General features: G+C 44.9%; 17 protein-coding genes and 1 pseudogene. 4 read left to right on the top strand and 14 right to left on the bottom strand.

The features are described 5' to 3' along the window. Nucleotides 1–98 precede the first annotated feature (98 nt). The 11 genes from FS666_RS17390 to FS666_RS17340 form a co-directional block, all read right to left on the bottom strand. Nucleotides 99–338 carry a DUF2198 family protein gene (locus FS666_RS17390; RefSeq protein WP_144463550.1) on the bottom strand — a complete coding sequence of 80 codons (240 nt, stop codon included), beginning with the start codon at nucleotides 336–338 and terminating at the stop codon, nucleotides 99–101. 76 nt (nucleotides 339–414) lie between these two features. Further along, on the bottom strand, nucleotides 415–1059 hold the full coding sequence (locus tag FS666_RS17385) for an HD domain-containing protein (RefSeq protein ID WP_144463562.1): 645 nt from the start codon (nucleotides 1057–1059) through the stop codon (nucleotides 415–417). A 100-nt stretch (nucleotides 1060–1159) separates the two neighbouring features. Beyond that, nucleotides 1160–1819, bottom strand: a complete 660-nt coding sequence (phoU, locus tag FS666_RS17380; RefSeq protein ID WP_144463551.1) for a phosphate signaling complex protein PhoU — start codon at nucleotides 1817–1819, stop codon at nucleotides 1160–1162. A 26-nt stretch (nucleotides 1820–1845) separates the two neighbouring features. Further along, nucleotides 1846–2664 (bottom strand): phosphate ABC transporter ATP-binding protein PstB, encoded by an 819-nt coding sequence (gene pstB, locus FS666_RS17375; RefSeq protein ID WP_120071175.1) that lies wholly within the window; start codon nucleotides 2662–2664, stop codon nucleotides 1846–1848. An 8-nt stretch (nucleotides 2665–2672) separates the two neighbouring features. Next, nucleotides 2673–3551, bottom strand: coding sequence for a phosphate ABC transporter permease PstA (pstA, locus tag FS666_RS17370; RefSeq protein ID WP_186306609.1), 879 nt, complete (start codon nucleotides 3549–3551; stop codon nucleotides 2673–2675). Then, nucleotides 3551–4498 carry a phosphate ABC transporter permease subunit PstC gene (gene pstC, locus FS666_RS17365; RefSeq protein WP_144463553.1) on the bottom strand — a complete coding sequence of 316 codons (948 nt, stop codon included), beginning with the start codon at nucleotides 4496–4498 and terminating at the stop codon, nucleotides 3551–3553. Before pstC ends, pstA begins: the two co-directional genes overlap by 1 nt. Nucleotides 4499–4560: 62 nt before the next feature. After that, entirely contained in the window at nucleotides 4561–5541 is a 981-nt protein-coding gene (locus FS666_RS17360) for a PstS family phosphate ABC transporter substrate-binding protein (protein WP_144463554.1), read from the bottom strand. A gap of 221 nt (nucleotides 5542–5762) precedes the next feature. Further along, nucleotides 5763–7526 carry a two-component system histidine kinase PnpS gene (pnpS, locus tag FS666_RS17355; RefSeq protein ID WP_144463555.1) on the bottom strand — a complete coding sequence of 588 codons (1764 nt, stop codon included), beginning with the start codon at nucleotides 7524–7526 and terminating at the stop codon, nucleotides 5763–5765. Between the two features lie 2 nt (nucleotides 7527–7528). Then, nucleotides 7529–8236, bottom strand: a complete 708-nt coding sequence (locus FS666_RS17350; protein WP_144463556.1) for a response regulator transcription factor — start codon at nucleotides 8234–8236, stop codon at nucleotides 7529–7531. Between the two features lie 2 nt (nucleotides 8237–8238). Then, nucleotides 8239–10332 (bottom strand): heavy metal translocating P-type ATPase, encoded by a 2094-nt coding sequence (locus tag FS666_RS17345; protein WP_144463557.1) that lies wholly within the window; start codon nucleotides 10330–10332, stop codon nucleotides 8239–8241. Between the two features lie 24 nt (nucleotides 10333–10356). After that, the gene (locus FS666_RS17340; RefSeq protein ID WP_144463558.1) at nucleotides 10357–10674 is read right to left on the bottom strand and encodes an ArsR/SmtB family transcription factor; all 318 of its coding nucleotides are present in this window, start codon (nucleotides 10672–10674) and stop codon (nucleotides 10357–10359) included. Between the two features lie 262 nt (nucleotides 10675–10936). On the opposite strand from FS666_RS17340, the gene FS666_RS17335 reads away from it, so the two are divergent. The 4 genes and pseudogenes from FS666_RS17335 (at nucleotide 10937) to FS666_RS17320 (ending at nucleotide 12377) form a co-directional block, all read left to right on the top strand. Further along, on the top strand, nucleotides 10937–11176 hold the full coding sequence (locus FS666_RS17335; protein WP_120071193.1) for a 4Fe-4S ferredoxin: 240 nt from the start codon (nucleotides 10937–10939) through the stop codon (nucleotides 11174–11176). 157 nt (nucleotides 11177–11333) lie between these two features. Then, nucleotides 11334–11715: pseudogene (locus FS666_RS17330) on the top strand (DUF1259 domain-containing protein). A gap of 181 nt (nucleotides 11716–11896) precedes the next feature. Beyond that, on the top strand, nucleotides 11897–12082 hold the full coding sequence (locus FS666_RS17325; protein WP_144463559.1) for a hypothetical protein: 186 nt from the start codon (nucleotides 11897–11899) through the stop codon (nucleotides 12080–12082). A 157-nt stretch (nucleotides 12083–12239) separates the two neighbouring features. Next, entirely contained in the window at nucleotides 12240–12377 is a 138-nt protein-coding gene (locus tag FS666_RS17320) for a YjcZ family sporulation protein (RefSeq protein ID WP_144463563.1), read from the top strand. A gap of 203 nt (nucleotides 12378–12580) precedes the next feature. Here FS666_RS17320 and FS666_RS17315 read toward each other — a convergent pair whose 3' ends face one another. From FS666_RS17315 to FS666_RS19935, 3 genes are all read right to left on the bottom strand, one after another. Beyond that, nucleotides 12581–13546: a beta-carotene 15,15'-monooxygenase gene (locus tag FS666_RS17315; protein WP_144463560.1), complete on the bottom strand. Its 966-nt coding sequence runs from the start codon at nucleotides 13544–13546 to the stop codon at nucleotides 12581–12583. A gap of 91 nt (nucleotides 13547–13637) precedes the next feature. Next, complete coding sequence (locus tag FS666_RS17310; RefSeq protein ID WP_144463561.1) at nucleotides 13638–14345, bottom strand: cytochrome c biogenesis CcdA family protein; 708 nt, start codon at nucleotides 14343–14345, stop codon at nucleotides 13638–13640. A 16-nt stretch (nucleotides 14346–14361) separates the two neighbouring features. Beyond that, nucleotides 14362–14548: hypothetical protein (locus FS666_RS19935; protein WP_186306608.1), on the bottom strand; the 187-nt coding region annotated here is incomplete at its 5' end.

Raw genomic sequence — 14548 nt, 5'->3', positions numbered from 1 at the left:
GTAGGTGTCTTTGAGTTACTCTAAAACTTGAAAAAAGTATTTGACATTGTACGCTTACTCAGAAAAAAAGACACTCCCATTTCCAGCCACACGCCAGGTCATGAAGTGTCTTTCTTTCTCCTTTTTTCTTTCATTTGATTGACGATAAACAGTCCTAATGTGAGAGAAGCCGCCTCAATGATGATCAGCCACCATTTATGCAAGTATCCGTTGTATGCCGAAACGATGATCAACGCGACGACCAAAAGAAAGGAAACAAGGCGGCTGTACGTTATCCGTACGAAGAAAATCATCATTAAAGCCGGCAGAAATATTGCGGATAAGATTTTATCTATCATGGCGATCCCCCATGTATAAACTGCAAGTCTTATCTATTAGTTTTTCCGAAAACGCCGAAAAGTGCAAGTCCCTTTTTCACCGATTCCTGCTTTCTTCAATCATTCTTTCGGTGATGGCCGTCAATTCACTTTGCTCAATGAAACGTTCACGGAGCATTTCCGGCAAGATCTCATCAAGGAAATATTGGACGCACTTCATATCTTTGAAAAGAAGGATCGTGCTTAATGCCTCTTCGTAAATTTCCATGAACAGCGGCTCCGGGTTTTCTTTCTGGATCTCTCCGAACGATTCATACAAAAGGTCGATTTTATCTGCAACCGCCAAAATCCGCCCTTCCAGCGTATCGTCTTTCCCTTCCTTGAAACGTCCCAAATAAATTTTCTGGAATTCCGGCGGAAATTCCTTCTCCACGAACTTTCTTGTCATTTCTTCCTCCACTTCATTGAAAAGGCGCTTCAATTCTTTGGAGGCATATTTAACCGGTGTTTTGATGTCACCGGTAAAAAGTTCGGCATAATCATGATTCAGCGCTTTTTCGTATAAAAGCCGCCAATCGACTGTCTGGCCATCCATTTCCTCGACAGTTCCCAAAAACTGGGCGATTTTCGTCACTTTGAATGAATGGCTGGCCACGGAATGTTCCTGAAATTTGAACTTTCCGGGGCAACGGTAGATTTTCTCCAAATCAGACAAACTTTTAAAATAATGATGGATCCCCATTTGAATCACCTGCTGCTTTCTTATTTCGAAAGATTGTATCATGAAGGCATTCGCATTTAAAATCAAAAGGACTTTTCCCATCGGAAAAAGCCCTTCAATGCTATTGATTCAGCTCCACTTTCTTGCCCGAGTCCATATATACAATCCACTCACAAATATTGGTGACATAATCGCCGATCCGTTCCAAATATTGTGCAGTAAGCAGAAGGTGCGTTGCTTGATTGATCAGTGACTGATCGTGCATCATCAGTCCAACAAGGTCTGTAAAAATCTTTTTATACAGAGCATCCACCTGATCATCGCGGTCCGCAATGATTTTTGCCTCATCCTTATCCATCCGGATGTAGGCGTCCAACGCGTCACGCACCATTTCCTGAACCAGTTTCCCCATTTTCGGAATATCGATAAGTGGTTTTGCGTAAGCTTCTCCCTGCAGCCTTACGGTCGTTTTGGCGATGCTCACAGCATGGTCCGCTATCCGTTCAAGGTCTGTCGACACCTTAAGAGTGGTCGCAATCCTTCGAAGGTCGCTTCCCACCGGCTGCTGCAAAGCGATCAATGTAAAGCATTTTCTTTCGATTTCCATTTCCGCATCATTGATTTCCCTGTCGCCGTCGATCACTTCTTGAGCAAGCTTTACATTTTTATCAACCAATGCCCTCACCCCTTGATGAAGGGCCTCTTCCACCAGCATTCCCATTGTGAGCAGCTGATGGTGCAGGTTTTGCAACTGCTCATCAAATTGGTTTCTGACTGCCATCTGCCAGCCTCCTTATTATTTATCTTCTATCCAAATCGGCCTGTTATATAGTCTTCCGTCCTTTTGTCATCCGGATTGGAGAACATGGCCGACGTTTTGTTGAACTCAACCAGTTCCCCATTTAAGAAAAAGGCGGTTTTATCCGAGATGCGTGCCGCCTGCTGCATGTTGTGCGTTACAATAATGATGCTGAAGTTTTCCTTCAATTCCTGGACAAGCTCTTCCACTTTTAAAGTGGAAATCGGGTCAAGAGCCGAAGTCGGTTCATCCATCAATATGACATCCGGTTCAATCGCAAGGCATCTGGCGATGCAAAGCCGCTGCTGCTGTCCCCCGGAAAGTCCGTAGGCATTTTCATTCAGCCGGTCTTTCACTTCATCCCAAAGCGCAGCGCCCTGCAAGCTTTTTTCCACAATTTCATTCAATATTTTCTTGTCCCGGATACCATGGATCCGAGGGCCATAAACAACGTTCTCATAAATGGATTTTGGAAACGGATTTGGTTTTTGAAACACCATCCCCACTTTTGTCCTCAATTCTTCGACTCCGAACTGATTGTCCAGAATATTGCTGCCTCTATACAGCAGCCTGCCGGACATTTTCACAGAAGGAACAAGCTCTACCATCCGGTTAAGGGCTTTGATGAATGTCGATTTTCCACATCCGGATGGTCCGATGATCGCTGTGACCTCATTCTCCGCAATGTCAAAATCAATATTTTTCAAGGCTTGCTTTTCTCCGTACCAGAGGTTAAAATTTTCCGCTTGAAAAACATGATTCTTCTGCACCTGGATATCCGGTTTGACTGTTTGTTCTTCCCTGGCCAATGTTGTAATCAAAATCATCCCTCCCATTAATAACGCTTGGAAAATTTATTTCTTATGATAATAGCTATGGAATTCATCAAAAGGAGCATGAGAAGCAGTACAATGATTCCGGCTGCCGCTACATCATGAAATGCTGCCTGGGGTCTGCTGGTCCAGTTGAAAATTTGAATAGGCATGACGGTAAACCCTGACCAAATACTTTCAGGAACAAAAGCGACAAATGTCAATGCCCCGATCATAATGAGCGGAGCCGTTTCCCCGACTGCACGTGATAATGCCAATATTCCCCCTGTCAATATACCCGGAATCGCCGCCGGCAAAATGACATGGCGGACCGTTTGCCATTTTGTAGCTCCCATTCCGTATGACGCCTCCTGCAATTCTTTAGGGACAGCGCGGATTGCTTCTTGCGAAGCTACGACAATAATGGGAAGAATCAAAAGGCTCATGGTCAATCCACCGGCAAGCACGCTCCTTCCCATTTCCATCATCCGGACAAATACAGTCAATCCCAACAAACCGAAAACGATGGACGGAACTCCGGCCAAATTGGATATATTCATTTGAATAAATCGGGTAAACCTGCTTTTCTTCGCATACAGTTCGAGATAGATGGCACACCCAACGCCTAACACGATAGAAACAGGACCTGTAATGGCCATCAGCCAAATCGTCCCAAATATGGCGGCTTTGATGCCCGCCTCTTCGGGCCTCCGTGAAGCGAAGCTTGTAAAGAAATCGAGATCCAAATAGCTGTACCCTTGGGAAAATATCCGGTAAATCAATATTCCCAATACAAGCAATCCGACCGATGCGGCAAGCATGAACAGCCACTTTGACAATCGGTTTTTCATAAGGCGGAAGCCGGTCCTTTTTGCTATCTTTTCACCATTTATCCATTCCATCAGTATTCCTCCCTAAAGCGCCTGGAGATCCATTGGGCTATGATGTTCATGACGAGAGTAAAAATGAACAGCGCCATCCCGACCGCATAAATGCTGTAGTAAATGGTGGAGCCATATGAGGCATCCCCCAGACTCACCTGCACAATATAGGCGGTCATCGTCTGAATCGTTTCCGTCGGATCAAAGGTCAGGTTCGGTTTTGAACCGCCTGCAATTGTGACGATCATCGTTTCACCGATCGCACGGGAGATCCCCAATACACACGAAGCGACAATTCCGGACAATGCAGCAGGCAAGACCACTTTTAGCGACACTTCCAGTTTGGTTGATCCCAGCGCCAACGCGCCTTCCCTCATGGATCGCGGAACTGAGCTCATGGCATCTTCGGAAAGGGATGCAATCATCGGAATGATCATGATGCCCACAACAATTCCCGGACTTAATGCATTGAAAAATTGCAAGTCCGGTATAATTTTTTGTAAAAGAGGCGTGACAAAGGTCAAAGCAAAAAAACCATATACGATGGTTGGAATTCCGGCCAGGACTTCCAAAATGGGCTTAACGATTTTCCTGACCCGATCACTGGCATACTCACTTAAATAAACGGCTGTCGCAAGACCGATCGGAACCGCAACAACCATGGCTATGGCAGCAACAAGCAAGGTACCTGAAATCAGTGGCGCTATACCATATTGAGGATCAGCTTCGAAAAACGGGAACCATTCTTTGCTGGTAAGAAATTCTATTATGTGAACACGTTCAAAAAACGTAATGGTTTCCACCAGTAATGTAATGACAATCCCAATCGTAGTTAAAATGGAAATAGCTGCCATTATAAAAAGAAAAATAGGAACGCATTTTTCAATCATCCCTTGCTTAAACCTGGATTTTCTTTTATTTTCTTCAATGAGTACGGAAACTGATTTTCTTTCCGCTTTTAACTCCATAAGGAAAACTCCTCACTATTTTCATAGTAAAGGGAGAGGGGACTCCCCCTCGCCTGATCATATTACTTTGAAACTTCTTCCAATTTTTCAAGTGCGGCCTTATATTCATCGTCTTTAAGGCTGATGTATCCAACTTCTTCAGCCAGGGTTCCGGCATTTTCAAGGGCAAATTTCACATACTCGTAAACTTGCGGTTTCCCTGTTAATGCTTCGTTGCTAACATAGAAGTATAGCGGACGGGAAAGCGGCTCATATACGCCATTCATGATCGTGTCATGGTCAGGAGTGACTGCCTCTCCTTTACTGTTGACGATCGGCACAACCTTTAGGTTGTCCTTATTTTCAACATAATACGAGAAGCCGAAAAATCCGATTCCGCCTTTGTCTCCCATTACACCTTGTACAAGCACATTGTCATCTTCAGATAATGTAGCGTCTTTTCTCATCTGCCCATCTTCGAGGATCACTTCATTCCAGTAATCATACGTACCGGAGTCTGTACCTGGACTGAAGAAAGTAACCGGCTCTTTTGGCCAACCGTCACGGACATCTGCCCATGTTTTCACATTACCGTCTTCCAGCCACATTTTTTTCAATTCATCAATAGTCAGCTGATCGACAAAGTCGTTATCTTTGTTTACTACGACAGATATACCGTCATAGGCGATTTCGAATTCTGTATAATCAATGCCCGCTTCTTCCAGCAGCTTCTCCTCTTCATCTTTTATCGGACGTGAGGCATTGCTTATATCCGTTTCTCCTGCAATGAATTTCTTAAATCCGCCTCCGGTTCCTGAAACTCCCACCGGCGCCTTGACATCCGGCTGCTCCGCAGCAAATTCCTCAGATACTGCTTCCATGATCGGGAAAACAGTCGAAGATCCATCAATGCCGACGGAACCCGTCAACTTATCATTGGATGTCTCTTCCACTTTCGAAGTATTGTTCTCATTTTCTTTAGCACTGCCGTCACCATTTCCACACCCGGCAAATAATAGAGCTGAAGATAAGGTGACTGTCGCAAACGCGGATTTCCATTTCATTCGTCATTTTCCCCCTAATATTCTTTGTTCGATTTCAATGAATATATTACTCTCCCTATATCAACTTTCGATGAACGCAATGTAAAGATTATGTAAAGATGATTTTAAAAATGGGGGTGAATATTTAGTAGACTTCCCGGAATCCCATGCACTCCCTCATTCCTTCAGATTCCATGCATGTTTCTGACAAAAAAACCCCGCTCCCTTTCCGGGTGCGAGGATCATTGTTTCTTCGGCAGGATAACGGTAAATTCCGTTCCCCTGCCTTCTTCACTTTCGACTTCAATTTTTCCGTTATGTGATTCCACCAGATGTTTCACAATCGCCAGGCCAAGGCCGGTTCCTCCCGAATTCCGGGATCTCCCCTTGTCCACTCTGTAAAAACGCTCAAACAACCGCGGCAAATCTTTTTGGGCGATTCCGATTCCTGTATCTTTGACGCTGATTGCGATCCGGTCTCCCCTGTCCGCAATCGAAACAGTAATTTTCCCGCCAGCCGGAGTATAGGAGACTGCGTTTGAGACCAGGTTCAGAATGATTTGCTGAATCCGGTCCTTTTGCCCCTCGATCCAAATCTCGCGTTCTGCCGGCAATAGAAGTTCCAATCCTTTTTTCTCGACATCTTTTCTGACTGTATCAGCGACACGGTCTACAACTTCCGCCACGTTGACATTTTCCATCTCCAGCGGGATCATATGCTGTTCGATCTTCGACAGATGAAGGATATCATTGATCAGACGATGGAGCCGCTCACTTTCTTTATGGATGATGCCGAGGAAATGATGCAGCGCCTCTTCATCCTCCATTGCGCCGTCAAGCAACGTTTCCGTAAAACCTTTGACGGAAGTGATCGGCGTTTTCAATTCGTGGGAAACATTAGCGATAAATTCGCTTCTCATTTTTTCAAGGCGGCGGATGTCTGTTATGTCATGAAGTACCGCCACAATCCCCTTTAGCTCGCCGTTTTCTCCAACATATGGCGCAAGGTGCGCATCCAGTATCCGTTCGTCCGGATAATAAAATTGGATTTCATCCCTGATTTCCGATTGTTCATTCAGGCAGCGATCGATCAGCCGGCTCAGGCCTGCATTTTTGACGATTTCCACATGCTGCTTTCCTGTAAATGCTAATGGATCCGCATTAAGCATGCAGCCAATCGCCCGATTGGCCAATAAAATTTTTCCGTTCTTGTCCACAAGAAGCACGCCGCTCATCATATTCCGTAAAACTCCTGAAAGCTGCTGCTCGTTTTCCTGGATTTTTTCCATTTGGCTTTTCAGACTGGCAGCAAGTACGTTGATAGCATTGGCAAGCTGCCCCAATTCCCCTTTGGGCTGCATCCGGACCCTCGCGGTGTAATCCTTGTCTTTCAACTTTTCGGATACGAGCATCATTTCTTCAACGGGCTTTGCGATGCCTTTGGCGATTCTGATTCCAATCAATGCCGTCAGCAGCAGTGCGGCTAAAAGAACGATTGTCAATGTGTTCCTTAAATGCCTGATTGCTTTTTCAATGTTTTCGAGAGAAAGGGCCACCCTTACAACGCCTTCAACCTCTCCATTGATTTCCACGGGGATGGCCGCATACATCATACTGTAACCGAGGGTGTGGCTGTATCTCGTTGATATGCCGGATTCCTTCCCCTTGTCTATGACTTGCTTGACTTCAGGACGGTCCAAGTGATTTTCCATGAACGCAGGGTCGTCTTCCGAGTCAGCCAATACTTTTCCATTACGGTCGATGACCGTTACCCGTGATGTCACCGGTGCGGATAATTCCTTAACTTTTGACTGCAGGCCTTCCTGCTCAAGCCCTTCCAGCTCCAATGCCTGTAAAATAAGATGGGCTGTTTGTTTGAGCTGGCTCTCTTTCAAATCCATATATGTATTTTTCATTGTGTTGGCCAAAAAAAGGCCGGATCCGAGCAAGGCGAAAAACATGAGCAGCAAAAAAGAGAACGTAATGCGCACCCAAAGCTTATGCATCCTTAAGGCCTCACCATTTTATAGCCGAATCCACGGATTGTTTTAATATAGCGGGGATGCCGTGTATCTTCTTCGATTTTTTCCCGCAAATTGCTGATATGGACATCGACGATCCTGGAATCCCCTACAAAGTCGTAATTCCAGATGGCATCCAAAAGCTGCGTTCTGCTCAATACTTTCCCTTCATTTGAAGCAAGATACAATAAAAGTTCAAACTCCTTTGGAGTCAGCTCCAGTCGTTCCCCATCCAGCAATGCTTCGTACCTTTCAGGGTAAATCGTAACCTGTCCCAATTCCACCACTGGTTCGGGAGCCTTGTCCGATGCTGCTCTGCCTTCTTCGAAAGGTTTGGTCCTTCGCAAAATAGCTTTCACCCGTGCGACGACTTCACGCGGACTGAAAGGTTTTGTCAAATAATCATCCGCCCCGAGCTCGAGCCCGAGCACTTTGTCAAATTCATCGCCACGGGCTGTGAGCATTAGTATCGGGGTATCCACTTTTTCCTGGCGAAGGGTTTTGCATATATCCATTCCGTCCATTCCAGGAAGCATCAAATCCAAAATCATCAGATCCGGCTGCTCTTCCATGGCTTTTTTCAACCCTTCATTGCCGTCCGAAGCCGTCAGCACGGAGAAACCTGCCTTTTCCAGGTTATATTGAAGCAATGTCACAATTGACGGCTCATCTTCCACAACTAGAATTCGTTCCATTTTCACAAGCCTCCTGATTTAGAGTGCACGCTGCCGCCTGTCTTGTCAATCAAAATCGTCAGGCTGATCAGCGTGACAATGATCGTGGCGCCCATATCCGAAAGGATGGCGATCCATAATGTGAGGAGGCCTGGAATGGTCAACAGCAGGGCAATAAGCTTCAAGCCAAGAGCCAAAGAAATATTCAACTTGATAATGGAATTTACCCGTTTAGCAATTTTGATGGCGCTGGGCAGCTTGCCCAAGTGATCTTGCATTAATACGATATCAGCAGTTTCAATAGCGCTGTCGGTCCCTTTGCCCATCGCAATTCCAAGATCGGCGACAGCCAAAGCAGGAGCGTCGTTGATGCCATCCCCAACCATCGCTGTTTTCCTTTCATGGATCAGATCGTTGATTTTCTCCACTTTCTGATCGGGCAGCAAATTGGCGTAAAAGTCGGTTAATCCGACGGCGTCAGCCACTTTTTTTGCCGTTTTTTCATGATCTCCTGTCAACATAACCGTCTTCTGTACACCCGCTTGATACAATTGCTGGATTACGTCTCTGCTCTCGGGGCGTATTTCATCAGCGATCCCAAACAATCCGAGAACACGTGAATCATCTGAAACGGCTACAAGCGTATATCCTGCATTTTTCAACTGGTCGATATCCGCACGAATTTCACCGTTGACTGCACCGGAAGGAATGCTCGCTTCATTGCCAAGACGATACAGTTTGCCCGATACGGAGGCTTCGACTCCCTGCCCGGCAATCGTCGTGATATTGTCAGGCTCTTCCAACGAAATATCATGTTTTTCCACTTCTTTCATGACTGCTTTAGCCAAAGGATGAGAAGAGGATCTTTCAATGGAACCCGCCACTTTAAAAAATTCCTCTTCGTGATAAGCAATCACTTTTTCCACATGAGGCTCGCCTTTAGTCAAAGTCCCTGTCTTATCGAAAGCGATTGTTTCAATTTGTCCGAGCTGCTCTAAAAAGACTCCGCCCTTCACTAAAATTCCATTTCGGGCATTGCGTGTAATCCCCGAGATGATCGCAATCGGAGAAGAAATGATCAAAGCGCATGGACATCCGACAATCAATACGGCAAGTCCTTGGTAAAACCAGCTTCCCCAGTCACCGCCAAATAGCGGAGGAACCGCCATGACGCCAGCCGCGACCACCATGATCAAAGGGGTATAGTATTTGGCGAACTTGTTGATGAACTGCTCTGTCGGGGTTTTCGTTTCTTGTGCTTCTTCCACCAGATGGAGAATTTTCGCAAGCGAAGAATCCTCGTAAGATTTAGTAATTCTCACTTTCAAAACGCCCTCGTTGTTGATGCTACCGCCAAAAACAGGCTCCCCTGCTGCTTTATCGACAGGCATGGACTCCCCTGTTATGGCAGCTTCATTGACAGAACTGCTTCCGTCAATGACAACTCCGTCCGATGGAATTTTTTGGCCCGATTTCACAAGAACGATATCATCTGTTTTCAATTCTGCTACAGGCAATACTTTTTCTTGTCCCCCTCTAAGGACAATCGCTTCCTTCGGCGCTGCATCCAGGAGTGTTTCCATTGATTTTCGGGCCTTTTCCATTCCAAGGCCTTCCAAGTATTCATTGATCCCGAACAGAATCGCAACAAGGGTCCCTTCTTTCCACTCGCCGATTCCAAACGCCCCGATCAATGCGATCGTCATGAGTGTATCGATATTGAATTTGAACTTAAAAAGATTTTTCAATCCTTTTAAAAACGTCGAGTATCCGCTCAATGCCGCCGCAGCCACATAAAGGACGACAGCCGGCCACCCCGGCAATGCTTTTTCAAAAATCATGGCAGCAAAATACAAAATAGCAGAAGTGCCGATCAAAAATAACAGCTTGCGTCCGGTTCCCTGATCGTGTTCATGCTCTTCTTCTTTTACAATCGAAGCCCCGTCGCCCGCCAAAATCTTTTCAACCTTATTTAATTCAATCTCCTCTGACACAACCAATTTACTTGAATTGAACAGGACTTTTGCATCCTCCCCATGATTCAATTTCTGTATTTCCTCTTCAAGCTCCCTCGCACAATTCGCGCATGAAAGCCCCTGCAGCCGGTATTCAGCCATTTTCAAAACCTCCATCCGAGATGCTCAATGCTTGGCGTGATTGATTGTCTGCTCCAGTAAGTTCATGACATGTTCATCATCATGGGAATAATAAATGCTCGTACCTTCCCTTCTATATTTCACAAGCCGCAAATTTTTCAACGTCCGAAGCTGGTGAGAGACCGTAGACTGCTGCAAACTCAAGCTTTCAGCAATTTCGCTTACCGAAAATTCTCGTTCTGACAGCAGATGCAAAATCCGGATCCTTGTCGGATCCCCCAACGCTTTGAAAATTTGCGAAACAGTCAATAATGTTTCTTCATCCAATTCACCAGGATAGTCATTTTTTAAATCATTATCCATAGATTTTCCCACTTCCACTCTTTATATGATCATATGTTCATGTATTAATTTTAATGTATGGAATAACTCAGCACTTGTCAAGTGAAAGCACCCAATCTGCTTCCTCTTTCATAAAATTCCCATCGAATACTTTGTGGCAATCGGTCTTGATACATTGAAACTGATGTCCATGTCTGCTATATTAGCAGTAGTTTGATTTTTAACTGAAGTATTGGCGCATATGCCTATATTTTTTCATACATTAGTAAAGGGTGGTTATTAAATGGCTTATGTAATTACAGCTCCTTGTATCGGTGAAAAATTCGGCGAATGTGTCGATGTATGTCCTGTGGATTGTATCGAAGAAGGAGAAGAAATGTTCTTCATCGATCCGGACATTTGCATTGACTGCGGCGCATGCCAGGCCGTTTGTCCTGTAGAAGCAATCTATCATGAAGAAGAATTGCTTCCGGAGGATAATATATACATGGAAAAAGCGAAGGAGTTTTACGCTAACAGATAATGTTCCAATAAAAATCAGGGGACGAAAGTGGCAATCACTTTTCTCCCCTGTTTTTTTGTTTCAATCATCCAACTTGCTTCTCTATTAGTTTGAAATCTATACAAGCTCTTCCTCCTTCGCATATAATGCAGCAACAAATCGAAAGGAGGAAGAAAAGATGTCAACTTGTCAGCGCTTGGCGGATATTATCGGCGGAGAGGTCATCACAGCAGCACCGGTCTGCGTCGTACAAAGGCTAAGAAACATTAACGCCTCCATTTTGAATCGAAAGACACGATCACCATTAGCACTTCCCTTTGCACTCTCTTTTGAAAATAACCAGGGCGGACAGACTTTGAATCTTGGTGAAACGGTCATCCTTCAAAATCAACAGATTTATGACAGCCTTGAGGAAAAGAGGGTTGATTGTAACAGCCGTTCACAACCACTGGTTGTTTGATCGCCCCCGTTTGATGTACATGCACTGGGAAAATGTCGGCAATCCTTTCCAGTTTACCCGCAAAAGCTTTGAAGCAGCACTAGAAGCAGGTTTGTTTTAACAATGAAAATATCAGCAGTCTCCTGTTCGGAAGCTGCCTCCTCAGCCTGAGCATGTTAATGGAAGCGTCCAATTGTTTGGGCGTTTTTTTGTTGGGTAATTTTTTTCTTTCGCCTATACACAAAAAAACCATCTGAATAGAATAAAAAAGAATCACCCAGCTGGCAGAGAGGAGGATAGCGATGTCTAAAGAAAAAAAAGAAAAGGTCATTAAAGTGGAGAATTTGGTGATCCATGCCCAAAATGTCGATTTCATTCGGGAACCCCAGAAGGAAAGAGAAGCACTGGATAGGGATCCATGGGGATTCCTTTGGGGAAGACCGCGTCCGGTACCCGCAGAAGAAGAAAGCAGCAGTGAAGCGGAGTAGTTCATGAGGTTCCCTTTTAAAATAATCACAGTAAAAAATGAAAAATGGGTGAATACCCTTCCACAAGCGGCACAAATGCATATTTTATGGTGAGGCCCAGCAAAGGTTGATCCTAAATGCCTTGCTTACGGGACATTGAGGGAAAGAGGTGAGTCATTTGTTTGGATATGGCGGCTTTGGCGGCTGCGGATATGGCTGCGGATATGGCGGCGGTTTCGGATACGGCGGCGGTTTTGCGCTCATCGTAGTACTGTTCATCCTGCTTATCATCATTGGAGCTGTATGCTTTTACTGATATTAAAAAATGATCATCCCGGTCAATCCATAAGATTGGCTGGGATGATTACGTTTATGGGAAGAACAGAGTGTGACGTTTATCAAGGTACAGAGTGAGCCGAAATGCGTTAACAGACAATCAGCGTTCTTTATCGAGCAGCGCACGGAACCGGTCCGGTTCATCCAGACGGATCGCCGTTTTCATGTAATTTTTCTTAAAGCCTAAAAATAGACTTGCGGCAAGTGGGCGTTTGAATTCGATGATGCAATGCGGCGGCAGTGTTTCAAAGTCCTTTGCAACGAACTCAATCGTCTCTTTGGAGTTGATTTTCTCTTCCTCCGCCTCCCTGCCCACTTTATTTCTTTGATTTCTTCCATCGGAATGACCATCCGTTTGCCGAGCCCAAGAGAAACATAAATCTTATCTTGCCGGACAAAAAGCGGGTTTAATCTTATTGCCTGAATATCCCCGATAAAAAATATGACAGTGTATATATTTAAAAGAAGCAATATGATCGAAATGATAACCGACTTTTCATGAATAAGCCAATGGATGGCCGCCGTTTCTATGATGATGGCATGGATGAGCATGATGTAAAATGCAATGAGGCTTGATTTTTGATGCAGTGAAAAATAAGGTTCTCCTGCCGGCGCTTTCTTCTTCCAGGAAGCGAATGCATAATAGAACATTACAAACTCCGCGGCAAGAATTCGCAGAAGAATGTGATTTCCCACCCGCTTCTCCACAGCGGACGGAAGTGAAAACAATAGGCTTCCGTTATGTGATTTGATCCAGCGGATAATGCCAGGCAGGCGCCAAATGAGCAATGCAACCAGACCCAGCTCGGCCAAAAGAATGAGAACCTCAACACCGATAGCGGCAAGCGGAACGTAAGTAAATGGTTCGAAATAAGCACTCGGAATAAGGAACCTTGCAAATACAAGTCCGGAAACCATCCAGCCAATGAATGATTTTACCGTTATCTTTTTCCCGCGCTTCAAAAACAAAATAAGGAGCGGTGCCACGACGGCCAAGTCAATCAATGAGCCGACGACAACCCAATTTGCATCAGCGGGGAGAACGAGCGGGCTCAGAGGTGAGCGGTACAATAACGTGTTGGAGCCAAGAACGAGAAAAAGCAAAAACAGCAGAAAGTAAAATCGGCGGTCTCTCTGAATAGCAGTCATCAGAAGCACCCCTTTTTCTTTTATCGTACCATAGAAAAAGCCCCGCACGTTTGCGGGACTTGCTTTAAATATTGGAAAATTCGTGACTTATTTAAAACCCTGTAAAATCGCCGAATAAAGGTTGCAAAATCGAGATAATCAGTTGCATCCAATCAAAAAACAACAAAATTCCGATGATGATCATCAAGTAACCGCCAATCTTCATAAAGCGCTGTCCATTTTTTTTCAGAAATGTCATCTTGTCCAAGAATAAGGACATCAGGAGAAATGGAATGGAAAAGCCAAGCACATAGGCTCCCATGTAAATGAGTCCCTTTCCAGGGTTCTGAGCGACCATCGTGGCCACTCCCACTAAAATAGGTCCTGTGCACGGGGTCCAGCCAGCGGCAAACGCAATTCCAATCAGGACAGATCCCAAATAACCTGTCGGCCTGCTTTGAAACTGAATCTTCTTTTCCATATTCAAAAAATTAAAACCTAAGATACCCGTCAATACCAATCCGAAAAACACCAATACGATGGCCCCTACTTGTCTAAGAAGGTCTTGATACTTGAGAAAAATCTCTTCAAAGATGGTGGACGTTAAGCCCAGGGCCAAAAAGATGATGGAAAACCCAACTAAAAACAGGATCGTATGTATAAAGGCTTTCTTTTTAAATATCCCCCGCTCTTCCTTCATCTCGTTCACAGTCATTCCAGTGATGTAAGACAGGAATGCCGGATATAAAGGAAGCGCACAAGGCGATATGAAAGATAAAAATCCCGCTCCAAAAGCAAGAAATAAATTTATTTGCTGCATTTTTTGATCACCAGCCTCATTTTATATCATATACATCCACCTTATCAAAAACAATCGGCTTGATTGTGAAAGAACTGTGCCATTTTACCGAATATATGGCCGCAAATAAGAAAAGCGGAAGCGCCTTGCCCATCGACGTGCAGACTGGAGTGCCTCCGACGAGATAAAGGATAAGGAAGTGCGAGAGTGCCTGCTTATCGGCG

Origin of the sequence: Siminovitchia fortis (genome assembly GCF_007681465.1) — a bacterium.
Lineage (GTDB): Bacteria > Bacillota > Bacilli > Bacillales > Bacillaceae_C > Siminovitchia > Siminovitchia fortis.
This window is presented reverse-complemented; position numbering and strand designations above follow the sequence as displayed.